The 24608-nt window shown below is 40.3% G+C and carries 20 protein-coding genes and 2 riboswitches; of the genes, 17 read left to right on the top strand and 3 right to left on the bottom strand.

Features of this window, described 5'->3' with window-relative positions:
- Positions 1-29: 29 nt before the first annotated feature.
- From nagB to nagZ, 3 genes are all read left to right on the top strand, one after another.
- Positions 30-752 carry a glucosamine-6-phosphate deaminase gene (nagB, locus tag HNR53_RS13625; RefSeq protein WP_184526962.1) on the top strand — a complete coding sequence of 241 codons (723 nt, stop codon included), beginning with the start codon at positions 30-32 and terminating at the stop codon, positions 750-752.
- Between the two features lie 90 nt (positions 753-842).
- The gene (locus tag HNR53_RS13620) at positions 843-1940 is read left to right on the top strand and encodes an ABC transporter ATP-binding protein (RefSeq protein ID WP_184526898.1); all 1098 of its coding nucleotides are present in this window, start codon (positions 843-845) and stop codon (positions 1938-1940) included.
- Positions 1941-2145: 205 nt separating this feature from the next.
- Positions 2146-3408 carry a beta-N-acetylhexosaminidase gene (gene nagZ, locus HNR53_RS13615; protein WP_184526896.1) on the top strand — a complete coding sequence of 421 codons (1263 nt, stop codon included), beginning with the start codon at positions 2146-2148 and terminating at the stop codon, positions 3406-3408.
- Positions 3409-3499: 91 nt separating this feature from the next.
- Here the strand turns inward: nagZ and HNR53_RS13610 are convergent, their stop codons facing one another.
- Positions 3500-4978, bottom strand: coding sequence for an FMN-binding glutamate synthase family protein (locus HNR53_RS13610; RefSeq protein ID WP_184526894.1), 1479 nt, complete (start codon positions 4976-4978; stop codon positions 3500-3502).
- A 508-nt stretch (positions 4979-5486) separates the two neighbouring features.
- Here HNR53_RS13610 and HNR53_RS13605 point away from each other — a divergent pair.
- Positions 5487-6440, top strand: a complete 954-nt coding sequence (locus HNR53_RS13605) for an NAD(P)-dependent oxidoreductase (RefSeq protein ID WP_184526892.1) — start codon at positions 5487-5489, stop codon at positions 6438-6440.
- 172 nt (positions 6441-6612) lie between these two features.
- Here the strand turns inward: HNR53_RS13605 and HNR53_RS13600 are convergent, their stop codons facing one another.
- Positions 6613-7917, bottom strand: a complete 1305-nt coding sequence (locus HNR53_RS13600) for a LysM peptidoglycan-binding domain-containing protein (protein ID WP_184526890.1) — start codon at positions 7915-7917, stop codon at positions 6613-6615.
- A 751-nt stretch (positions 7918-8668) separates the two neighbouring features.
- Here HNR53_RS13600 and HNR53_RS13595 point away from each other — a divergent pair.
- The gene (locus HNR53_RS13595; protein WP_184526888.1) at positions 8669-9148 is read left to right on the top strand and encodes a PaaI family thioesterase; all 480 of its coding nucleotides are present in this window, start codon (positions 8669-8671) and stop codon (positions 9146-9148) included.
- Positions 9149-9800: 652 nt separating this feature from the next.
- On the opposite strand, the gene HNR53_RS13590 is transcribed toward HNR53_RS13595, so the two are convergent.
- Positions 9801-10178, bottom strand: coding sequence for a PH domain-containing protein (locus HNR53_RS13590; protein ID WP_184526886.1), 378 nt, complete (start codon positions 10176-10178; stop codon positions 9801-9803).
- Positions 10179-10550: 372 nt separating this feature from the next.
- Between HNR53_RS13590 and HNR53_RS13585 the strand changes: the two genes are divergently transcribed.
- From HNR53_RS13585 to HNR53_RS13530, 12 genes are all read left to right on the top strand, one after another.
- On the top strand, positions 10551-12185 hold the full coding sequence (locus HNR53_RS13585; protein ID WP_343065331.1) for a peptide ABC transporter substrate-binding protein: 1635 nt from the start codon (positions 10551-10553) through the stop codon (positions 12183-12185).
- Between the two features lie 104 nt (positions 12186-12289).
- Positions 12290-13225, top strand: coding sequence for an ABC transporter permease subunit (locus tag HNR53_RS13580; RefSeq protein ID WP_184526884.1), 936 nt, complete (start codon positions 12290-12292; stop codon positions 13223-13225).
- A gap of 3 nt (positions 13226-13228) precedes the next feature.
- Entirely contained in the window at positions 13229-14140 is a 912-nt protein-coding gene (locus tag HNR53_RS13575; protein WP_184526882.1) for an ABC transporter permease, read from the top strand.
- Positions 14141-14149: 9 nt separating this feature from the next.
- Positions 14150-15211 (top strand): ABC transporter ATP-binding protein, encoded by a 1062-nt coding sequence (locus tag HNR53_RS13570; protein WP_184526880.1) that lies wholly within the window; start codon positions 14150-14152, stop codon positions 15209-15211.
- A gap of 7 nt (positions 15212-15218) precedes the next feature.
- Positions 15219-16181: an ABC transporter ATP-binding protein gene (locus HNR53_RS13565; protein ID WP_184526878.1), complete on the top strand. Its 963-nt coding sequence runs from the start codon at positions 15219-15221 to the stop codon at positions 16179-16181.
- 96 nt (positions 16182-16277) lie between these two features.
- A riboswitch (cyclic di-GMP riboswitch) is annotated at positions 16278-16362 on the top strand.
- Between the two features lie 297 nt (positions 16363-16659).
- Positions 16660-16977: an STAS domain-containing protein gene (locus tag HNR53_RS13560; protein WP_184526876.1), complete on the top strand. Its 318-nt coding sequence runs from the start codon at positions 16660-16662 to the stop codon at positions 16975-16977.
- On the top strand, positions 16977-17819 hold the full coding sequence (locus tag HNR53_RS13555; protein WP_184526873.1) for a PP2C family protein-serine/threonine phosphatase: 843 nt from the start codon (positions 16977-16979) through the stop codon (positions 17817-17819). Before HNR53_RS13560 ends, HNR53_RS13555 begins: the two co-directional genes overlap by 1 nt.
- A 12-nt stretch (positions 17820-17831) precedes the next feature.
- Complete coding sequence (locus HNR53_RS13550) at positions 17832-19898, top strand: flagellar assembly protein A (RefSeq protein ID WP_184526871.1); 2067 nt, start codon at positions 17832-17834, stop codon at positions 19896-19898.
- 17 nt (positions 19899-19915) lie between these two features.
- Entirely contained in the window at positions 19916-20227 is a 312-nt protein-coding gene (locus tag HNR53_RS13545; RefSeq protein WP_184526869.1) for an STAS domain-containing protein, read from the top strand.
- 111 nt (positions 20228-20338) lie between these two features.
- Positions 20339-20423, top strand: a riboswitch (cyclic di-GMP riboswitch).
- Positions 20424-20755: 332 nt separating this feature from the next.
- On the top strand, positions 20756-21283 hold the full coding sequence (locus tag HNR53_RS13540) for a DUF5317 family protein (RefSeq protein WP_184526867.1): 528 nt from the start codon (positions 20756-20758) through the stop codon (positions 21281-21283).
- Positions 21280-23310 (top strand): HD domain-containing phosphohydrolase, encoded by a 2031-nt coding sequence (locus HNR53_RS13535; protein ID WP_184526865.1) that lies wholly within the window; start codon positions 21280-21282, stop codon positions 23308-23310. Before HNR53_RS13540 ends, HNR53_RS13535 begins: the two co-directional genes overlap by 4 nt.
- 57 nt (positions 23311-23367) lie before the next feature.
- Positions 23368-24558, top strand: a complete 1191-nt coding sequence (locus tag HNR53_RS13530; RefSeq protein ID WP_184526863.1) for a hypothetical protein — start codon at positions 23368-23370, stop codon at positions 24556-24558.
- Positions 24559-24608 lie beyond the last annotated feature (50 nt).

Raw genomic sequence — 24608 nt, 5'->3', positions numbered from 1 at the left:
CAAGTAATTATGATGAAATGAGCGATGCGATGAAGGTAATGAAGGTCAAAAACTATGAGGAACTAAGTAAAACGGCAGCAGAAATCATGATTAATAAAATCAACCTATCCTCTTCTCTTACTCTAGGGCTCGCAACAGGAAGTACACCGGAAGGATTATATCGTTATTTAGTTCAGGACCATAAAAGCCGTCATACAAGCTACGAGCATGTGACAACCTTTAATCTTGATGAATATGCCGGTCTGAATCGTGACAATGAAAACAGCTATTATTATTATATGAATCATCATTTATTTAACCATATTAATATCAGTCCGGAAAATGTTCATCTTCCTAATGGAAATACAGTGAACCTAGAGGAAGAGTGCAGCCGCTATGAATCATTCATTGAACAAAATGGCGGTATTGATTTACAAGTATTAGGAATCGGCAGTAATGGTCATATTGGCTTTAATGAACCCGGTACGCCCTTTCAAGCAAAAACTCATATCGTGGAGCTTGATGATACAACAAGAAAAGCGAACTCCCGATTTTTTCATACAATCAACGAAGTACCTACTCATGCTGTTACGATGGGGATCGCTACCATTATGAAAAGCAGAGAAATCCTTTTATTAATATCCGGGAAAAGTAAAGCAGAAGCTTTTAAACGGTTAATCGAAGGCGGTATAAGTGAACAATTTCCAGCTTCGATTTTAAAACAACATCCGCAGGTTACGATCATTGTTGATCGTGACGCCTATGACTGTTGAAGTAGTTTAGCCAGGGCGCGATTAGAATATGGCGAAGCTGCAGCGGAATAGGGGATTCATTTCACTACAAAGAACAGGGAGTTGTACAATATGGCAGAACTGAAACTCGAGCATATTTACAAAATTTATGATAATAAAGTAACAGCCGTTGAAGACTTCAACCTTGAAATTAAAGATAAAGAATTTATTGTTTTTGTCGGTCCTTCCGGATGTGGAAAATCAACAACATTGCGGATGATTGCCGGACTGGAGGAGATTTCTAAAGGGGACTTAATTATTGATGGAAAAAGGGTCAATGATATGTCTCCAAAAGACCGTGATATCGCAATGGTTTTCCAAAACTATGCGCTTTATCCGCACATGTCTGTTTACGACAATATGGCGTTTGGTTTGAAAATCAGAAAAATTTCAAAAGATGGAATTGACCAGCGAGTTCGAGAAGCAGCCAAGATCCTTGACCTGGAAAAGTATTTAGATCGGAAGCCAAAGGCTCTTTCCGGCGGTCAGCGCCAGCGTGTCGCCTTAGGACGGGCAATTGTCCGTGATGCCAAAGTGTTTTTAATGGACGAGCCCCTTTCCAACCTCGATGCGAAACTTCGCGTGCAAATGCGTTCAGAAATTATTAAACTGCATCAGCGGCTGGATACAACAACGATTTATGTAACGCATGATCAGACAGAAGCGATGACGATGGCCACCCGTCTCGTCGTTATGAAGGACGGGGTGATCCAGCAGGTAGGGGCGCCTAAAGAGGTCTATGGAAACCCGGAAAATGTATTTGTTGGTGGTTTTATTGGTTCGCCGGCGATGAATTTTATCCATGGAACCTTGGCGGACGGTCAATTTAAAGTAGGAAATGTAACACTTGCTATTGCAAAAGAAAAAATGGATGTGCTTCGGAATCAAGGTTATGTCGGGAAAACGGTCATTCTTGGTATTCGTCCTGAAGATATTATTGCCGATCCAGCCTTCATTGAAAATGCCAAAGGTGCATCATTCCATACAACGATTGATGTCTCCGAATTAACCGGTGCAGAAATGATGCTTTATTCCTCTGTAGAAGGCTTTAATTTTGTCGCAAGAGTTGAATCTAGTATCGATATTCAAAATGGCCAATCGATTCAGCTTGCTTTTAATATGAATAAAGCTCATTTCTTCGATGCAGAAACTGAAAAAAGAATTCGTTAACAGAAGCAAGGGGTCTTGCTTCTTTTTTTGCCCGGAAATTTTCACATGAATAAGCGTAATCCCTTTCGTCCTAAACATCTGCCGGCTCCTTCATGTATAATGAGAGGGACTGAGGAAACAGAGGGACGGTTCTCCTGTTTCGTTTTCGAAAACAATCGGCAAAATTCAGGCCAATCCTGTGACTTGTCGAGGGGAGGATGGTTTGATGGTGTGGAAGAGGTTAATGGTGTTTGCTGTGGTATTGGTTGCCGCGCTTTTCGTCGTACAGTTTATGATGAGTGGCGAGGATTCAGAGGAAACCAGACCATCGCCGATGAAACCGGCAGTGGATGATGAGCAGCCAGTGAATCCAAAGGAGCAGACGACAGAGGTGGATGCCGTTGCAAAAACTCTGGCTGAAATGAGTCTTGAGGAAAAGATTGGGCAGATGCTGTTTGCGGGCATTTCCGGCACCGAGATGTCGGACAGTACGAACCGCTTAATTAACAGCTATCACGTTGGCGGGCTTATTTTTTATAAAAATAACATTGCTTCAACTTCCCAGATTGTCACTCTGCAAAATGAGATTCGCGCAGCCAATGCTGGCGGCAGATTGCCGCTCTTGCTCGGTGTTGACCAGGAAGGCGGCCGTATTTCCAGGCTGCCGAATGAGGTGACGAACCTGCCAACGAGTCTAGCGATAGGCAATGTGAATAATCCTGCCTATGCTTTTGAAATTGGCACGCTGCTTGGAAAAGAAGTAAAGGCATTCGGCTTCAATCTTGATTTCGCTCCGGTGCTCGATGTGAACAGCAACCCGAATAATCCGGTCATTGGCGACCGTTCCTTTGGCAAACATCCCGAAATGGTCAGTACTCTTGGGGTGGAAACGATGAAAGGGATTGAGTCCGAGAATGTGATTCCAGTTGTGAAGCATTTTCCAGGTCATGGTGATACTTCAGTCGATTCGCATTTGGAGCTTCCGACTGTGAATAAGTCGCTGGCTGAGCTGGAGGAGCTTGAATTAATCCCATTTGCCGCTGCTGTGGAGAACGGGGCCGATGTCGTGATGGCGGCACATATCCTGCTGCCAAAGATTGATCCAACCTACCCGTCCTCGATGTCAAAGGTGATTTTGACGGATATGCTGAGAGAGCAGCTTGGTTTCAATGGGGTGATCATCACAGATGATATGACAATGGGGGCCATTGCCGACAACTACAGCATTGCCCAGGCGGCAGTACAATCGGTCAAAGCAGGCAGTGATATTATTTTAGTGGCACACGGCGAAAACAATATCCAAGCAGCGGCAGCGGCTATAAAAGCAGCGATAGAAAACGGTGAAATGAAAGAAGAGCGAATCGATGAGAGCGTCGCAAGAATCATCCGTTTGAAGCAAAAATACAACCTGGACGATGCAAAGGTGTCGAACGTCAACACTGCACAGCTGAACGAAGAAATATCCGAAGTGCTCAATCAATACAACTGACAAAAGCAAAAAAAGCTATCGCGCCCCCAAATGGGGCATGATAGCTTTTTTTTCATCCTAAAGCGGTACAAATGCGATAAAACCCGTGGCGTCACTGTGACTTTTCGAGCTCCCGGGATTTGCCGTTTTGCTGTGTCTTCTCGTTTTGCGCTGATTTATCTTCGTTTTGACTGCCGCTGTCCCAAGCGTTAAAGGTGTACGGAATTCCGGTCATTTTAGCGGTGAGTTCATCGTAGGAAACGAGATCCTGTTTGGACAGCTCCTTTAAGGAGCGTTTTCCCATTGCCCGCAAACCCAGTTTCATTTCTTCGACGCTTGCCGTTAAGAACTTTTCTGCCGATTGGGCACCGTCTTCCATGTTAAACAGGTCCTTAAGCTTCCCGTTATACCAAACCGTTTGCGTCGGCGGTTCAAATGGGACGGCTTTTAACGACTGCGTATGAGTCAGGGCAAACAGCATCGCGGAGCCGATATTCACCGCGTCAGCTCCCAGTGCCAGCACCTTTAAAAAATGCCCCGGAACCAACAGCCCGCCAGAGACAATCAGACTGATTTGTTCCCTAAGCTTTCTTTTTTCCAAATGATTAACGGTGCGAACGACGGCATGCAAGGTCGGGATGCCAAAGTCGTCCGCTAAAATAGGCGGCGCCTCCTTCATTGCCGCCTGTCCGCCGTCAATAGAGATAAAATCAACTCCGAGTTCAATTAAGCGGTCGATGTCCTCCTCAATTTTCCCTCCAGCTCCCATTTTGGCGCCAATCGGTACCCCGCCGGTAATTTTGCGCAGCTCAATAACCAGCTCTTTTAAATCTTCAAATGTCTGATTCTCAAAAAACTGCTCATAGATGACAGCATTCTCGTTTTCCTCCAGACCCATCAGCTCACGGGCCCGTCCTTGCAAGTCCTTTGGCGGGATTACTTTGCCCATCCCGCACACCGCACCCTGCCCCAATTTGATTTCAATCATGTCCGCACGTTTAATTTCCTGCTCCTGCTTGGACCATTCCGTTCGGGAAAACTGTAAAATATACTTTCCGGCTGCTTTTAATTCCTCCGGTAAAATGCCGCCTTCCCCGGAATTTATTGCTGTCCCGACATTTTTCGTTGCCTGCGCCAAAGACATCCGCGCCTGCTCGCTAAGTCCGACACCATAGCCCATTCCGCTGACAATCAAGGGAATATCAATCTGCATCGGCTTCTTCGCTTTCGGACCGATTGTGACCGCCATATCGACAGGTTCATCGCCTGCCACGGGAAAAGGAGATGTCTGTGCCGGAATAAACGTAATCGGGTCTAAATGGGGCCACTTTTTCGAGGAGCCAAGCGGACGGTACAGAACGGTTCCGATTTGCGCCCGCAGACTGTTTTCCAGCATATTTTGTATCCCCACATGACGGAGCCCCGGCATTAACTCCATAATATTTTCCTGATAGTTATCTGTTAAAATAATTTTTCCAAACTTCATCACGATCTTTTTCATGATCGAACGCCAACCGATTACGATGGACAGGGCCATGACAACGATGATTAAAAGCATGGCTAAATTCAAAAAGAGTAAAATGGTCTGCATATTTTGCTTCCTCCGCCAATAGGCTGCGGGAGACGACCCGCTTTTATAAAAGTATAAATTATTCATAGTATTTCCTTACTTATCTTGTTCCATTTTCAGCGAAAGCATTCACTCTGCAATCGGTCATCTTAAAGAAATCAGGGAAAAAAGCGTCACTAAGCGATGATGCGGCCAGAGCCGAGAGACCTGCCTGAAAATGGGATGTTGATTGGGACAGGGTGGCAGGGAAACGCGAGAAGGTTGTCCGAATAAGGGTGCTTGTATGTCGATAGCACTTTTCACAAATGGAAGCTACTGGATCCGTACAAAGGCTCATAGTAACTTCCGTTTTTTTGTGTAATTGCTGCGAAGATTATGAAAATTTTCTATAAAGTATCGAAGGGGATCGTTATGTTAAAATAGCATTGTGAATAGACGTAGCTGCATTTTTCAGAATGAGTCACGACAAAAGCACCGCTATCATGAACACGAGCAGCTCAAGGATAATAGAAAGAAAGGGTTGAAGGTCATGGCGAAAATTTTTATTTCGGGTGAAATCCCGGAAATCGGTTATGAACTTCTTTCCGGACATCAATTCGATGTATACAGGGGAGAAACGCTTATCACAGAAGAGGAACTGATTGCAGGTGTCAGGGATGTAGATGCCTTACTTTGCCCGCTTTCCACAAAGGTGACAAGAAAAGTCATCGAGTCGGCACCGAATCTGCAGATCATTGCCAACTTTGGCGCGGGTTTTGATAATATCGATATTGCCGCAGCAAAGGAAAAGGGGATTCCGGTAACCAATACACCAGGGGTTTCCACGGAAGCCACTGCAGAGCTGGCACTAGGTTTGATGTTAGCGATCATGAGACGAATTCCAGAAGGAGACCTTCTCTGCCGCACGAAAGGATTTAACGGCTGGGCACCGCTTTTCTTTTTAGGGAGGGAATTAACAAATAAGAAACTTGGCATCGTCGGCTTTGGCCATATTGGACAGGCTGTTGCCAAACGAGCTAAGGCATTCGGGATGGACATTTACTATACAGGCCGCGGTAAAAAATCAGCTGCTATCGAAGCGCAATATGATGCACAGTATTTAGAATTTGCTGAACTCATCCGCACTTGCGATGTGATCTCGGTTCATTCTGCTTTCAACAAAGACACACATCATCTTTTTACAAAAGAAACCTTCGCAGCAATGAAAGAAGATGCCTTCTTCCTTAACTTATCAAGAGGACCTGTGGTGAAAGAGGCTGATTTGGCATTGGCACTGCAGGCTGGGGACATTGCCGGTGCTGCGATTGATGTTTACGAATTTGAACCGAAAATCACAGAAGAACTGAAAGTGCTGGATAATGTGGTGATCACGCCGCATATCGGCAACGCCACAGTAGAGGCTAGAAATGAAATGGCCAAGCTTTCCGTGCAAAATATTTTACGTGTGCTTGAGCATGAAAGAGCGTTAACGCCAGTTTATTAATGATGAGATATAAGTCTGTGAAAAAAGAAAGCTGATGATCAGACGAAACAAAGGGGACAGTACTGTCCCCTTTGTTTTGCATGCATATATGAGCGGTTCCGGTCAGAGTTGCCGATATCTAGTCGGAAGTCGCCGATAAAAATAAAAGTCGCCGATATTTCTTTCGCATAGTCTAAATCAGCTTGTATGAAACTAACGCAGGACGCCCGCCGTTATAGTAAACGACTTCGACCTTTTTGCCTGAGAGATCGGCATAATTTTGCCCGGTGCCATAGGCTACCTGCAGGATGAGGGCTCCTTTTTCTGTCTCAAATTCTACGGTGAAATTATCTGCTGCCCCGACAACCGTAGCGGTGGTTTTGACTAAGCTGTTTGATTTAATCACCAATTTCTGTCCGATATAAACCATGTCGCTGGTCATATTATTATACAGTTTGATATCCGAAGTAGAGAGATTAAATCGCTGCGATATTCCCCATAAGGTGTCTCCAGCAGCAACTGTATAAACCGATGCGGCTGCACTGCCGGTACCAGTTGCAGGCGCTTCTTTCACCGGAGCCGGCGCTTTTGTCCCCGAGATGACCAACTTCTGCCCAACGCGAATCAAGTCGGAAGAAAGACCGTTCTCCTGTTTGATTTGCTCGACCGAAGAGCCGTACTTATTCGCCAGCAGGGATAAGCTGTCACCAGGCTGAACAATATATGCTCCGGTTTGGTCCGCTCCGGTCTTAGGAGCTTCTTTCACTGGAGCCGGAGCCGGCGCTTTTGCCCCCGAGATGACCAACTTCTGCCCAACGCGAATCAAATCGGAAGAAAGACCGTTCTCCTGTTTGATTTGCTCGACCGAAGAGCCGTACTTATTCGCCAGCAGGGATAAGCTGTCACCAGGCTGAACAATATATGCGGCGGTTTGGTCCGCTCCGGACTTAGGAGCTTCTTTCACTGGAGCCGGCGCCGGCGCTTTTGTCCCCGAGATGACCAACTTCTGTCCAACGCGAATCAAGTCGGAAGAAAGACCGTTCTCCTGTTTGATTTGCTCGACCGAAGAGCCGTACTTATTCGCCAGCAGGGATAAACTGTCACCAGGCTGAACAATATGTGTAGCGGTTTGGCTTGCTCCGGACTGCGCTGGAGCTTTAGGCTGCTGTACTTGGTTCGGCGGAGTTTTTGCCGGAAACGGTACTTCCAGCCGCTGACCAGCATAAATCATGTCAGACGTCATTCCATTCGCGTTTTGCATTTGCTCAACGCTCACGTTGTACTTTTTCGCTAACGCATACAACGTGTCTCCTTTTTGAACCGTGTAAACGTCATTACAATCGCAAGCCAAGCTCTTGCTTGTATGAGCACTCAGCATGATTCCTGCAGCTGCCGTACCGGCAACCGCATATTTTTGAATCTTTCTTTTTCGCGCGGTTAATTTTTTCTCTTTTTCCAACCAAATTCTTTCACTGCGTGTAAGCATAATATTTTCCACTTTTAATCCCCTTCTCTCTTTTTGGTCCCGCCTTAACGGGCAGTAAGTCCCGTATCTAAATATTCTGAAAAAAAGGAAAGTTAGGTAGGGGATCAACTGCCCGTAAAGGTCCGAAATAAGGAATCACAGACTAAGAGCGCCACATCCTGTGGCAACGTCTGTGTGACCCGCATCCTGCGGGCCGCAACTAACCATCAGTGAAACCCACACTGATGGAAGTTTCACCTTATACGATCGAGGACGAAATAAGTGCGGCATGAAGACTAGGCCTGCAAAAGATCGGATCCTGACCCTCTCTTTTTGACAGACGGTTCCACTGTTGTTCTACATATTTCCCCAATATAGTAATAACTTTACAGAAATACCAATTTAATAGTAATAAACTATTGCCTATGAAACATGGTCATAAGGAATGAATAATTATGGAAAAATTAGCAGGAAATTAGTTGTGCGGAAGCGTGATAATAGTCCTACTTCTGTTGAAAAAGGGGTGCTGCAGCACTGAATAGTATTCGGAGGATAGAAATACGGAGGAAGATATATTTTTAAAAAAATCAAAAGATTTTGATAATTATACATGATATAATAAAATTAAGCGATACTGATGACCAAAGAGCGCAAAAAAAGGAATGAAGGGGCTTACAAAAGCTGATTGACTTCCTTTCCAGAACGTAAATCGATCGCATACGTTCTCTAACAGTGCCTTTCTAAAATAGGATCGTCTAAAATATTGAGAGGAAGGAGATTGACAATGGTAAAGGAATTAAAGGCAATTCAAGATGTATATCCGGAGGATGTCGCCTGGTGTTATGGCTGCGGCCGTTTAAATGACAGCGGCCACCATTTTCGCACAAGCTGGGACGGTGAGCGCACAGTCACCCTATTTAACCCAAAACCGGAGCATACCGCTGTACCCGGATTTGTATACGGAGGATTAATCGCATCGTTAGTCGACTGTCATGGAACGGGATCTGCATCGTTGTATCTGCACAAGAAGAACGGACACGAAATCGGAGATGGATCCGAGCCGCAGCGCTTCGTCACGGCTACTTTAAAGGTTGATTTTCTCAAACCAACCCCACAGGGAGCCGAGTTAAGGGCCATAGGAACCGTGCATGAAATCCACCCAAAACGATTCAGAGTGGAAACGGCCGTGTACGCGGGTGACACACAGGTTGCAAGCGGAGAAGTCATTGCGGTTGTCATGCCGGATTCGTTTGGCAGTAAATAATTCTATGATTCAACACCATAATAAAAATAGAATTGTCTTAAAAATGCATTTATTATAGTAGAATTGTATGATAAAATACCTATAGTTTGCTTGTGTTATAGGTAAAAAGAATTATACGGAATGAGGACCGGGAGCATTTTCATGAGAATAGGGGTAACTGATTAGTCAGATGAGAGGAGTGGAATGAAAGCGCTGTCTAAATATCTGTACGGGAAAGCAACAAGAGACCTATTTGAATGTAGGTGGTAGTTAGATGAATAATCATTTTCATATTGTGATTTTTCCGGAAACACGAGGAAAAAAGGGGTACCCCAAAATATGTATGTTTGTCAGGCGTGGATTCAACGGTTATATTGTCAGAGGTTTTTGCGAGGACTATAGCTGCTGGGAATTCCATGCTGAAAGGGATACGGCCATAAACCGCATACTGTTGAAAATTTATAAAAATCTCCGGGAAAAGAAGTGAAAGCAAAAGAAAGAGCAAAGCTGTAGAAGTCTAAAAAAACAAAATGTATGTACCTTAAAATGGCGAATGAGAGGCGTTAGGACTATCCCATCCTTACCGTAGTTCTAACGCCAGGGATGGGGAAGAGCCCTGCCACAAAGGTCAGCTTTATAAAGGAAAGCCTGGATGACACAGATGCCACCCGCCTTATTTTGCCACATAAGAGGCTAAAGCTTTTTGCACGTCGAAAATACTATTATCCTTTTTAAATTGCTTGACGAATGGGTCAGGCGCACCGGAAATCCAAATATTCAACTCGGCATCCAGATCAAATGTACCGGCAGTTTCCACACTAAAATGGGTGATACTCTTGTACGGAATGGAATGATATTCCATCTTTTTACCAGAAACCCCTTGTTTGTCTATTAAAATTAATCTGGTATTGGTAAATACCATTAAATCCCTAATTAACTTATAGGCCTTTTCCACTTTTTCATTTTCGGTAATAATCTTCTCTAAATCCTTTTCAACAGAACTGATTTCCACTTCCGAAACATTTCCCATCAAACCATCAAATAATCCCATCCTGTCGACCTCCTCTACATAATGATTATGGTATATATTTTATCATGAAACTGCGCAATTATGTGAATGGACAACGCTGTAGAGGAGCTTTCTTATGATTTCGACTGCAGCTTTTTAAATTTGTTGATGATCTATAGAAAAAGAGACCTGTCTTTCGGCTAAAGTTAACCGACATTCATCTCCAACCTACTAACTAGACTATCCCCTGCTCGTTGATTGAGGATGAAGTCTTCTGTCGGGAAATGATAAAAAACACTTAATTTTTTATGGGAATTGACGATTAATTAAGTATCACTTGCATACATATATTTATTTTTCAAAAGTAAAAGAAAGGGAACGGTTATAAGAAAGAATGTAATAGGGGGCTTTTAAGTGAGAAAAAAATTATTATTGTTGCTAAGTATGCTTCTAGTTTTAAGTATGGTTTTAATGGCATGCAGCGGAAGTAGAGGTGAAGTTGGCAAAGATGCTGATAGTAAAAATTCTGAGCCAAAGCAAGAGCTTAATATTAACATTAACACTGAACCGCCTAGCTTACATCCAGGGCTGGCGGAGGATTCTACTTCTGGAACAGTGCTTCGCCAGGTTTTTGAAGGCTTATCAAGGATTAACTTAAAGGGTAAACCAGAACTGGCTGCAGCAGAAAATGTCATAATTTCCGAAGATCAAAAAACCTATACATTTACACTTCGTGATGCGAAATGGACAAATGGTGATCCTGTAACGGCAATGGATTTTGAATATGCCTGGAAATGGGCATTAGATCCTGCGAATCATTCTGCCTATGCCTACCAGCTTTATTATTTAGAAGGTGGACAAGCGTTTAACGAAGGTACCGGCACTGCTGATGCAGTAGGAGTTAAAGCCATTGATGATAAAACATTAGAAGTGAAGCTTGCGAAGCCAACCCCATTTTTCCTAGAGTTAACGGCTTTCTATACCTACCTGCCAGTTAATAGCAAAATTGCTAAGGCAAATCCAGATTGGGCTAATGAAGCAGGTGGCCATTATACAACGAATGGTCCTTTCAAAATGACAGAATGGTCTCACAGCGATAAAATCGTCTTGGAAAAGAATGCGGATTATTGGGATGCGGAAGAAGTCAAATTAGAAAAAATAACGATGATCATGGTAAATGATGCAAACACTGAACTTTCAATGTTTGAAAATGGTGAATTAGACTGGGCAGGAATGCCAACTGGCAGTCTGCCGCTTGATGCTATTCCAGCTCTTAAGGATGCAGGTACTCTGAATACCAAAGCGATTGCAGCAATTTATCATTACGATTTTAATACTACGGCAGAGCCATTCAATAATGCGAATATACGGAAAGCTTTTGCTTTAGCCATTAACCGTCAGGAAATCATTGATAATATTACACAAGGCGGGGAAGTACCAGCGATGGCACTTGTACCTCCAACGATGTTCCCTGAAAATGAAAAAGGTCATTTCAAAGATAATGATGTGAAAAAAGCGAAAGAATATTTACAAAAAGGTTTAGAGGAACTGGGATATAAAGATGTTTCAGAGCTCCCTGCTATCAATTTATCATTCAATACACATGAAGGTCATCAAAAAATTGCACAGGCCTTGCAGGATATGTGGAAGAAAAACCTGGGTGTTGATGTAACACTGGATAATCAGGAATGGCAGGTTTTCTTAGATAATGTCCAGCAAAGAAATTTCAATATAGCTCGTACGGGCTGGCAGGGCGATTTTAATGATGCGATCAACTTTCTTGAAGTATATTATTCAGCAAATGCAGGCAACAACGCTTCCGGTTGGGAAAGCAAAGAATTCCAGGATCTTCTCGATCAATCGGAAAAAGAACAGGATTCTAAAAAACGTCAGCAAATCTTAATGCAGGCTGAAGCAGTGATTGTGAACGAAATGCCGTTTATTCCACTTTATTTCTATACAAATAATTGGGTACAGGATGAAAACCTGCGGAATGTTGCTGTATCAGGCCTTGGTGATGTCCAATTTAAATGGGCATATTTTGAGTGATTTTTTCTACCTCGAAAAAGCTAATAAATTTTTAAATGAAAGGTATATGGGGTTTGTCCCGTATACCTTTTTTCTGAAAGGATCATAATTGGGGGTGTTATTGGGTGATTAGATATATTGGAAAGCGGCTGCTGTATATGCTTCTTTCCTTATGGCTAATTATGACAGCTACTTTTTTCCTAATGCGTTTGGCTCCGGGCAACCCTTTCACATCGGAGAAAAAACTGCCTCCAGAAATTGAAGCCAATCTGAATGCTTTTTATGGATTGGATCAGCCTTGGTATGTTCAATATTGGGATTTTATAGTGAGAATGGCAACTTGGGATTTCGGCCCGTCTTTTAAATATAAAAGCCAAACCGTTAACGATTTAATCAATACTGGATTCCCTGTTTCATTCGTGTTAGGAGTTGAAGCCATTCTAATTGCATTGGCTGTCGGGGTGTTATTGGGCGTTATTGCAGCTTTAAATCATCATAAGTGGCCGGATTTCAGTGCTATGATTGCCGCAGTATTTGGAATTTCGATGCCGTCATTTATTTTAGCTGCGTTATTGCAATATTTCTTTGCAATAAAAATGGGGATATTTCCTGTCGCTTTGTGGGAATCCCCTATGCATACCGTATTACCGGCACTGGCACTTGCAGCTTTTCCAATGGCCAACATTGCCCGTCTTACCCGCTCTTCCATGCTGGAGGTAATGTCAAATGATTATATTAAGACAGCAAAGTCAAAGGGGCTAAGCAGAGGGTTTATTATCATAAAACACGCTATTCGCAATGCAATGCTTCCTGTCATTTCCTTTTTGGGACCGCTGTCAGCAGGAATCATAACCGGAAGCTTTGTCATTGAACAGATTTTTGGCATTCCTGGTTTAGGCTCACATTTCGTTACAAGTATTCAAAACCGCGATTATACCGTAATTATGGGGATTACCGCGTTTTACAGTATGATCCTGTTATTATGTATTCTCCTTGTCGATATTGCGTATGGACTGATAGATCCCCGCATTAAAATGTCTGGCGGTAAGAAAGGAGAGTAGATCATGGAAACAAAGGATTTGTTTAAAGTTGTCGGAACGAAAAGTCCCGAAGTTGAAAAAATTGCAAATCCAAGTCTTTCTTTTCGGAAGAATGTTTTGCACCAATTTCGAAAGAATAAGCTGGCAATGGCCGGTGTCGGGATCCTTGTATTATTAATTTTCATGGCGATTTTTGGGTCATGTATGACTGGATATGATTATAGAACAAATGACCTGGCGAATAAAAATCAAGAGCCATCTGCTGAACACTGGTTTGGAACGGATGACCTCGGACGTGATGTGTTTACCCGTACATGGGAAGGTGCACGGATCTCCATCTTTATCGGTGTGGCAGCTGCAGTGATTGATTTAACAATCGGGGTTTTATGGGGCGGTCTTGCTGGTTACAAAGGGGGTCGTGTTGATGAACTTTTAATGCGTACAGCCGATATTTTGTATGGAATCCCGTATCTATTGCTGGTGATCCTCTTGATGGTTGTTCTTGGTCAAAGTGTTGGGGCTATGATTTTGGCCATGACGTTAACAGGATGGGTTAATATGGCACGGATTGTTCGTGGACAGACTCTGTTATTAAAGAATCAGGAATACGTGCTTGCTGCCCGGACATTAGGTGCTTCCACTGCCAGGATTATGAGCAGGCATGTAATACCTAATGCAATGGACCCTATATTGGTTACCATGACCTTGACAATACCATCAGCGATTTTTACTGAAGCATTCTTAAGCTTTCTTGGGCTTGGTTTAACCCCTCCTTTAGCAAGCTGGGGTACTATGGCATCAGAAGGACTGCCTGCATTAAAATATTATCCCTGGCGCTTATTTTTCCCAGCTGCATTCATTTGTCTAACCATTTTTTCGTTTAACGTTATTGGTGATGGATTAAGGGATGCACTGGATCCTAAGCTGCGTAAATAGGAGCAAAAAATGAAAAAATTACTAGAAGTCAAAGATTTACATGTCTCATTCCAAACATATGGGGGAGATGTGCAAGCTGTGCGTGGTGTTTCCTTTGACCTGTATACGGGGGAAACATTGGCAATTGTCGGTGAATCAGGATCAGGCAAAAGTGTTACAGCCCAATCATTATTAAAATTAATTTCAATACCTCCCGGAAGAATTACAAAGGGGCAAATCCTGTTTGGTGGAAATGATATTGTGGCGAAAACAGAGAAACAAATGGAAAGCATTCGCGGCAAAGAGATCAGTATGATATTCCAAGACCCGATGACTTCATTGAATCCCACCATGAAGGTTGGTAAACAAATAACAGAAGTATTAATCAAGCATCAAAATTTCTCTAAAACAGCCGCAAAGGAACGGGCAGTTGAACTATTGATGCAGGTAGGGATTTCTATGCCGGAAAAAAGGATCAATCAATATCCTCATGAGTTTTCCGGGGGGATGAGACAGAGGGTGATGATTGCGATAGCATTAGCAGCAAATCCAAAATTATTGATTGCTGATGAACCGACCACAGCATTAGATGTGACGATTCAGGCACAGATTTTAGAGCTTTTGAAGGTACTGCAGGCTAAAATGAATACCTCGATCATTTTTATTACCCATGATTTTGGGGTGGTTGCTAAAATAGCTGATCGTGTAGCGGTTATGTATGCAGGACAAATCATCGAAACTGGAACCGTGGATGAAATTTTCTATGACCCACGCCACCCATATACATGGGGACTGCTTGCATCAACACCTCGCTTAGATATTGATGAAAAGGCAGATTTAGCAGCTATTCCAGGTGCTCCCCCGGATTTAATCAATCCGCCAAAAGGGGATGTATTTGCAGCGAGAAATGAATATGCATTAGCAATCGATTTTGAAGAAGAGCCGCCGATCTATCAGCTATCTGAAACCCATTTTGTCAGAACATGGCTTCTCCATCCGAATGCACCCAAGGTAGACCCGCCTGAGTCTGTTAAAAAAAGAATGCGTTCATTATCCTCTACATTTGAAGAACCTGTCTTAGTAGAAAGATGAAGGGAAAATGGCTGAGAAATTACTTGAAATAAAGAATTTAAAGCAATATTTTAATGCAGGCAGATCAAACATGGTGAAAGCTGTCGACGGCGTTTCATTTGATATTTATAGAGGCGAAACCTTGGGACTTGTAGGTGAATCTGGCTGTGGAAAATCTACGATTGCCCGTACCCTTATCCGCCTGTACAAAGCCACTGACGGACAGGTGCTGTTTAATGGGGAAGATGTTCATGGCAAAAAAACAAAGGCAGATTTAAAGAAGTTTAATCGCAAAATGCAAATGATTTTCCAGGATCCATATGCTTCTTTAAATCCTCGTATGACGATAGCAGATAGTATAGCTGAGGGCATCGATATCCACGGTTTAGCGGGAAGCAAACAGGAACGGATGGAACAGGTATGTGAACTGCTTGAAACAGTTGGATTAAATAAGGAGTATGCAAACCGTTATCCGCATGAATTTTCAGGCGGTCAAAGGCAGCGGATCGGGATTGCTCGTGCCCTTGCAGTAAAACCTGATTTTATTATCGCAGATGAACCCATATCTGCTCTTGATGTTTCCATCCAGGCACAAGTTGTGAACCTGCTGAAAAAACTCCAGCGTGAAAGAGGATTGACGTTTCTTTTTATAGCCCATGATCTATCGATGATTAAATATATTAGTGACCGGATTGGCGTTATGTATTTCGGTAAGCTGGTAGAGCTTGCCGCTGCAGAAGATCTTTATGCAAATCCAATGCATCCATACACACAGTCATTATTATCGGCTGTTCCATTGCCTGATCCCGAAACAGAGAGAATGCGTAAACGAATTGTCTTTGATCCTGCTGTGCGTCATTACGCTGAGCATGAAAAGCTAGAGCTGCGTGAAGTCAAACCAAACCACCTGGTCTATTGCTCAGAAAAGGAATATGAAAAATTAAAAGCAAAGTATACCAGAAAACAGAATGACTCTTTAGAACACGAATAATGCGAAACTTCCCAAGAGTTGTTATTAAAGAATATTATTAGCTTTATCAAAAATATATTGAAAAATAAGGACTTCAGATATAGTATAAAAGTAATAGATTGATAAAGGCAAACTTACTGAAAGGTGAGGACGCAAAGCCGCGAGTCTAAGGTTGAAGTACTATGATAGTCGGGCCGCCAAAAGGATCGGGTACTATGAAGGTCAAAACATGTATTTTTCAGCCTTTGAATTGTCCACACCCTATTTGGTGTGGCTTTTTTTTATACCTGCATAAATAACCAAATGCAAACCGGAGAAGCAGTAGAGGTATATAGATCAAAAATTGATTATGCAATAGAGTATCTGTCCCTTTCTAGTGAAACTGATTCTTTTATAAAAATTTTTCCTTTTCATGCAGGTCCTAGGCATATACAAGAGATTTGATTAAAAATAGCGAAAACATATTGGAGTTATAAATTATAAGAAGGTGTGAATTTTTATGGATTTACTAATTTCGAAGGAAGTAGAAGGAACCGCGGTACTATTTAAAATTAAAGGAATATTAGATATCTCAACTTCTAATATAGTAGATAAGTATCTTGAAGAGCTTGAAAATATTACGCAGCTAATTTTTGATTTTAGCGAACTATCGTTTATTGACTCCACGGGAATAGGTTCCATTATAAATGCCATTTACTTATCGGCAGAAAAAAACTTCTCTTTTCAACTTCAGGGAATAGATGAATTAACTGACCAGTTATTTGAGACAGTTGGCCTATATCAAATTTTAGATTCAATCCAAAAGGAGGCCATGTGATGTTTTATGACAATATGGCTTTTCATTTTGATAACTCTGATAATGAAAAGATACTAGATAAAACGCTGCAGCGAGAAATTAATTTAGCAAGAAATATTCAATGTAAATTACTAAATGGTAAAATTCCTAAATTTGAAGGAGGAGAGGTATTAGGTGCAACCGTTCCGGCAAGGTTAATTGGCGGAGATTATTATGATTTTTATCCACTGGTAGATGGAAAGATCAGAATTGTCATTGGAGATGTTATGGGGAAAGGAATCCCAGCTGCCATGCTTATGATTTTGACAAGAGGAGCTTTTCGGAGTGCAGCAGAGAGTACTCGTAGTCCAGGAGAAACTTTAACAGCCATTAACCAGGCCATTTATGAAGATTTGAGGACTTTAAAGTCATTTGTTACTCTTTTTTGTGCCGATTGGGATCCAAAAACAAGTATTTTAACATATGCCAATGCAGGTCATAACATTCCTTTATTTATAAAGGGAAAAAGTACTTTAGTTGAAGAACTTCCAAAGGTAAAAGGGATTATGGTAGGAGGTCTTCCTAATCAAGTATACAGAGAGGGGGCTGTCCGTCTGGAAGAAAAGGATATGATCTTTTTTTATACTGATGGAATCATCGAGGCCCAAAATCAAGAAAAAGAGCAATTTAAATTAGAACGGTTAATACAAACTTTGCTGGAAAATAAGGATTTAGAAGTAGGGGAAATTGAGAAAAGTGTTTTGGCTTCAATCAATTTGTTTACGGAGGGGGTACCCCAAAAAGATGATATTACTATGGTCCTCCTAAAGATAAGTAAACAGAAGGCTGATATTTCAAGCCTGAACTCTCCCGTACTAAGTTAGGAGGTTTGCACAGTGAAGAGCATCATTTCAAAAGGAAAAAATATTGATGAGGCCATTCATGCAGGACTGGAAATACTAAATGCTTCAAAGGAAATGGTTAATGTTGAAGTAATGCAGCATGAAACAAAGGGATTTTTAGGTATTGGTTCAAAAATGGCCATTGTAAAAATAACCAAGCCGAGTGTTTCCTCTCCATTGGATAAAGTTATTAATAATTTCATCGTTGAAATGGATGTGCTTTCTGAAGGGAAGGAAGAGGATCCGGATACGGTAAATTCCATAAATCTAATCAATGAACAGATGGAAAGGATTGACAATGATGAGCTTGAAGGTAAAGTGTGGATAAGCAATGGAAAACTTTACTGCCGAACCTCGCTGGAACGCTATCCAACCGTAACCATTCACCCCAATATTAAACTATATAAAAATAATGTTCTCGTAAAGGAAAAAACTACGATTATTTCCGAACAAAATACATATGAAATGGAAATCGAAAATGAGGTAAAAGAGACAAAATGGAGGGTCTCTATAGATAAACATAAACTCAAAGTTCATTTATCTATAGAACCAGGTTATAAAATAGTTCGTTCTATACCTGACATGGATGCTGTACATCATCTTGAACTAAAGGCTATAGAGAAAAAAGAGATTGTTAATACTCTTAATTATTATAAAGTATTACAAAAGCTTACGGCACTTGAAATCAAATATGGTTTGAACCGTTCGGAAATTTTAAAAGCATTAGAAACTTCGGAACCTGGTACTTTTGAAATTGCTGCAGGAATGATACCGACAAAGGGTAAAGATGGATGGGTTGAACTAAAGGTTGAAAGTGAAATGCAGGAAGGTCCAAAGGAAAAGGAAGATGGGAGTATAGACTTTCGTGAATACAGAACGATACCGAATGTAGAAAGAGGGATGGTAATTGGGATTTTACATCCACCTATACCTGGTCAACCGGGATGTACCGTATGTAACGAGATTCTCCCTGCAAAACCGGTATTTCCTGTTACCCTTCGAGCTGGGAAAGGAACAACTTTAATTGATCATAAAATTATCGCAAAAGATTTTGGACGTCCACTTATTGAAAAAAGGGGGCGGCTTGTCCAAGTTAAAGTGATTCCAAAGTTAACATGTAAAGACAATGTCAATTTAGCATCTGGAAATATCCACTTTTCAGGGGATGTTGAGGTAATGGGTGAGGTTGAAAAAAATATGATTGTTGAGGCAGAAGGGAACATAATTATTAAAAAAACAGTAACTAATGCATTTTTGACTTCTTTTTCGGGCGGGGTTATTTCTTACGGGAATATTATTGGTTCGGAAATATCAGTTGGTAAAAATAACATGCTTATAACAGAACTAGGTCATCTTTTGGGGAACATTCATCAAAATGTTGAAAAAATGATTGCTGTTATTAAGCAGCTGACAAATTCACAAGCCTTTAAAACGAATGATTTTTCTAGAGGTGGATTACAGCCGCTCATTCGTATTTTATTAGAAAAGAAATTTATAAATTTCCCGCCTTTAGTAAAAAAATATGTAGAAGTCGTAAATAGGGGAGAAAAGTTTTTAGATGATGATAATTGGAAAGTGATTGGAGTATCGTTATCCCAAGTTTTTTTATCTTTAACGAATGAAGTGGCTTCCATTGATGGGATTTCGCATATTTCTCAACAAATGAAGGAGTTAGTTGATTTTAGTGTTACACCTGTTGAACCGGACTCTTTTATTACGATTCCAAGTGTATTGAATAGTAAATTATATTGCAGCGGAAATGTCTTGGTAATAGGAAAGGGATGCATTAATTCAAAGATACATGCCGGCGGATTGTTAAAGATTAGCGGAGTTTTGCGTGGTGGAGAGGTTTACGGAAGATTAGGGGTTGATATAAATGAATCGGGTGCTGAAAGCGGTACATTAACCATTATAGCGGTACCAAGTGATCAAACCATTCGGATTAAAAAGGTGATGGAAGGAACAACGATTAAAATAGGGAATATCAAATATACGTTTAAAGAAACAAGAAGGAATATAGTGGCTCGTCTGAATGCAAATGATAGAATGGTGTTTGAGTAAATGCAGGGGGCAAAGATATGGTTAAATTTATATTGAATTCAAACAAGGAACACCTAGATATTAATCTAATCGGAGACTTGGATATTGATAGTACGGAAGTGATAGAAGAGGAGTTAATTCCTGCAACAGGCAGCTATAAAACCATTAATCTGATCTTTACAGAGGTTCCTTTTGTGGATTCTTCTGGTATGGGTCTTCTTATTAATTTAGTGAAATTATTAAATGAAAAGGAACAGGAATTAACGATTTCTAATGTAAGGGAAGAAGTCATGGAGGTTTTCGAGTTATTGCAGCTTCCAGAAATACTTGGAGAAAAGGTGTTTGTATAGCTCGGAGAAGTCACCCCGAATGACCTGTAAAAATAATAGGTAAAAAGTATTGAATCATTTTACCTATTGTAGTATAATTAAAATATCAAGTTACTATAATAAAATTTATCTTATCGATAAAGGCAAACCTATTTAAAGGTAGGGACGCAAAGCCACGGGTCTAAGGCATTTTTGCTAAGGCAGCCGGGTTACCGAAAAAGACGGAATACATATTTAATCCGCCTTTTTGAGGGCGGATTTTTTTGTATGGAAAATAGGTAAATAGTCCTATATTCCGTTAACCCCGGCGTAGTGAGTTAAATAAGTAATTACACTTATTTAAATAATTATTTTTATTAATTTAAAGGAGGTGAAAATTATGAGCACTCGTGTAAAAAGAATCTTAACAATCTGCGCTGTTGTTGCTGCAACCTTCGGACCAATCATTGGCAGACCTTGGTGGTAATGAAATTTTAGAAGGCTTAGTAGATCCAAAGGATCATCTGAGTCTTCTTTCTTCTAGATTAATTTTTAAAGGAGGTGATTGAAATGAAATATAGCCTGCTAATTGCCCTCATTCTTACACTCATTCAAAAAAAAAATCCCCTCACTTTCATCAAAAATATAGAATTTCAATGGCCACTCGTTATTTTGATTAGCTTTGGGGTGCAAATCGCTCTTGCATTTGCGACCATTCAATCGAAGGAAAAATTTGAACTGATTCTTATTTTGACATTTGTCGGAATTACGATTGGACTTTGGAAGAACAGACATATCGCAGGAGTGAAATGGATTTTGGCCGGTGCATTGTTAAATTTTGCAGCCCTCCTTCTCCATGGTGGTTTAATGCCTGTCTCTGAAAGTGCCCTTCTCCAAACGGGGCAAGAGGTAGATTCATTTGATACAGATTCTCGGCATCAGTTAATGGATTCATCTTCACCATATTGGATTTTGGGAGACTGGATACCAGTTATCAGATATGTATTAAGCCCCGGTGATTTATTGGTGGGAATCGGGATTATTCTGCTGATTATGAACAATTCCTCAAAATGGGAATTGAAGGTGAAAGTTAAATGAAATTTATTAATTGGTATACGATTAGTTTAGTCATCATAGCCTGTTTGGCCTTTTTTTACTCTTGTATTGCCATTGATCTTTCCGACATTACTATTTTTATCGTTATGATCGTGATTGTTATTGTTTTGGAAATTATCCCCATAAGGCTGCCCAGTGGCGATCAATATGCCGCCGGAAGCATTGGGTTCTTGTTTTTACTCATACATAGTGGTTTTCCTTATGCTGTCTTAGCGATCTATTGTGCTACATTAGCATATTATGTGAAAAGTTTAAGAAGGGGTAAAATTCCTCCGATACGTCTTTTTGTAACGATTGGAATGTATGTGTTATCGGTATTTGCTGCGCTTATAGTATGGAAATTTTCAAATGAGTTGAATGTGTTTTTGGGGGTTACACTAGCTGCTCTTGTTTTTGAAGTAGTTAATTTTGTGATCCTGGAAGGACTCGGGGCTACTGTTTTTAATAAAAAAATGTTTACGAATATTAAGCCAAAATTAGTTGAAGTGGTGATAACAGCTTTCATCAGTACCATTGTTATTAGCCGATTGATCATCATTAAAACTGATTTAGACTTAATTGTTTCTATGATTTATACATTATTTTTCTTATTAATTCTCATTTATTTTTCTTTTGAATTTACAAAGCAGCTTTCCCTTCGTAAATCAACATCAAGTGCCTTTATCCAAGTTCTTGAAGGACGTATCGCACCAAATCTTGCTGGACATGGAAATCGGGTCGGAATCATCTGTGATACCATTCTTGAGGATATAGGCTATCCAAAGAAAAAACGCAATGATTTGGTCCAGGCTGCTGTCATTCATGATATCGGAAAGGCTTTAATTCCATCTTATATTTTTCGAAAAAGAGGGAATTTAACACTGTCTGAGGAACGGGAATATAAAAGCCATCCTGAAAAAGCAGTTGAATTTGTAAAAGTGATGTTTCCGAAGGAGACTTTTTCTGATTGGATTCTTTATCATCATGAGCGATGGGATGGAAAGGGATTTCCAAAAGGCCTAAAAGAAGAGGAAATACCATTAGAATCTCGTATTATAGCCTTAGCTAATGAATTAGATCATATTATTTCCCGGCAGAAAGACCCTGAAACGATTTTAAAAATAGTTAAAGAGAGATCAGGAACCTTGTTGGATCCAAAATTAGTAGCAAAAGTTAACCTCCAACATATTGAAATGATGATTGAAGATATTCAATCTTTACTATATCCTGAGGAATTGCCACAAGAAAATCAAATGACTGAGAGCCAATCCTCATTTAATAACCCGTATTCCAATCTGGGAGATTCGTTCTTCATTCAAATGAAGTATGGAGAAGTCGTATCGACGAAGGTTGAACTTCCTGATGAATTTCTCCAATCGTTGTCGAATGCGGCTATAGAACGACAGGAACTAGTACATGAAACGTTCATGGACAATAATGTCAGCCTGGACCTTTATGTTGAACCGCTTCAAAATGGAGAAGTATCTATATTTGCTCATGACATTGCTCCTTATCTTGATTACAGGAAAAAACTGGAACAAAGCATTTTAGAGTCCTATATCGGGATAATCCAAACATTATCGAATGGCAAAATCAAACTGCATTCAATTAAATCTAATTTAGTCAATCAATTGGGTGAAATAATAAGTGATATTGATATTAATAAAAATGCAGATGTTCCTAAAAGTCGGGATTTAATTAAAGAGATATTGGCACAAAACCCAACTGAAATAGAATCCATGAGGGTACAGCTGGCGGTGACAGAAGCCGCGACGAATACTCTGAAGCATGCAACGGGTGGGAATTTATCTGTATATCGGATAAATGATAGGTTGCAATTTTTGATTTCAGATAAAGGATCTGGTATCCCGCTTCACGAAATTCCAAAAACGATCCTTGTCTCTGGTTATTCCAGTAAGCGTTCATTAGGACAGGGATTTAAAATGATATCCTCTTTCTCTGATGGAGCACAAATTTATACTTCTCAAAAAGGAACGTGCATTCTTATTGAATATAAACTAAGAAAATAACGTACTGGCAAATAGGGGAGCATTGATTATATGTAGAAAAATAAAGGAGTATGTCTAATGATTGCATTAATAAACGACAAATTTAATTATGTAAAAGACAAAATTCCAGATGGTATGGTCTTTTATAAGGAAGATATGTCTTTTGATGGAGATATTATTGCGGTTTTATCAAAGGAAAGGCATGGAAATTCCATTGCAAGAAAAGTTGTCTTAGATGTATTCCACCTTTCAACCGGGAAAAGAATCTATCATCGTTTTATTAATGTTGATCGAAATATTGAAAATTATAACTTATCGGTTTCACCCAACGGGAGATATATAGCTTGTATTGTAGATAAGCATTTAATTGTATTTGACTGTAGTGTAAACAAAAAAGTAATGGAGAAATTAAGTGGACCTTATGAAGACACCACTATGTTTCGTGTAATGGACAATGGCCATTTAATAATGGTAATAAACGCGATGTTTGTTGCACTAATGGATCCATTCCAACAGAAAGAAGAAATGACCCTTGTACATATAACAAGGTTGTCTGAAGTAAACGTAGAATCAAATAATAACATTCGGAACATAAATATAATAGATTTAATCTATTCATTAGATGGGAAAACTATAGCGATTTTATGTGGGTATAAAGGCTATGATCGAGGATTTGAAAAATCAGAATCGGAAATATTTTTATATAACACGAAAATAGGCAGGACAGGGGAATTAACTAAAGAAAATGATATTGTTAAAAAACAAGAGAAAAAAGAAAATAAGGTATTAAATGATATTATAGATTGGTCTTATGAGGAAGGGATACCGATTAGATCCTTAAATGATCAATTTTGTAAGTCCTTCTGTTTTATTCCTGAATCAAATCTTGGGCTTGCTTGGTATCATGGTGAGTATTATTCCGATTTGATTACTTATAACTTATTAGATGGCAGTGTCGTATCAGGAAAATCTCTGCCTTATATAAATGTTGGATATGGAAGAGTCTTTAAGTTTGTAAAAATGTTAACTGCTACTGAATCAAGTGTGTTCTTTAGAGGGTACAGCAAGGCTTCTACTTATAACCCTTATAATAATATAAAAGATAATGAGTATCAAAATCATATTATTGAGATTAACTTAACTAGCGGTAAAGAGATTGGAAGGAAAGACTTTGACTACAGTATATATGCTAATCTAGCAAAGAATTGCAAAAAAATTATATCTATAAATAATTCTCTGAACGAAATTAGTTTTAAGGAGTTTGAATAAATAAGATTGGGTTGCATTAGATGCTCAATAATGAAGGGGGCAGAACATTT

The organism is Bacillus benzoevorans, assembly GCF_014207535.1.
GTDB lineage: Bacteria > Bacillota > Bacilli > Bacillales > Cytobacillaceae > Bacillus_BD > Bacillus_BD benzoevorans.
The sequence above is the reverse complement of the archived record's forward strand: the minus strand, read 5'-3'. Positions and strand labels throughout refer to the sequence as shown.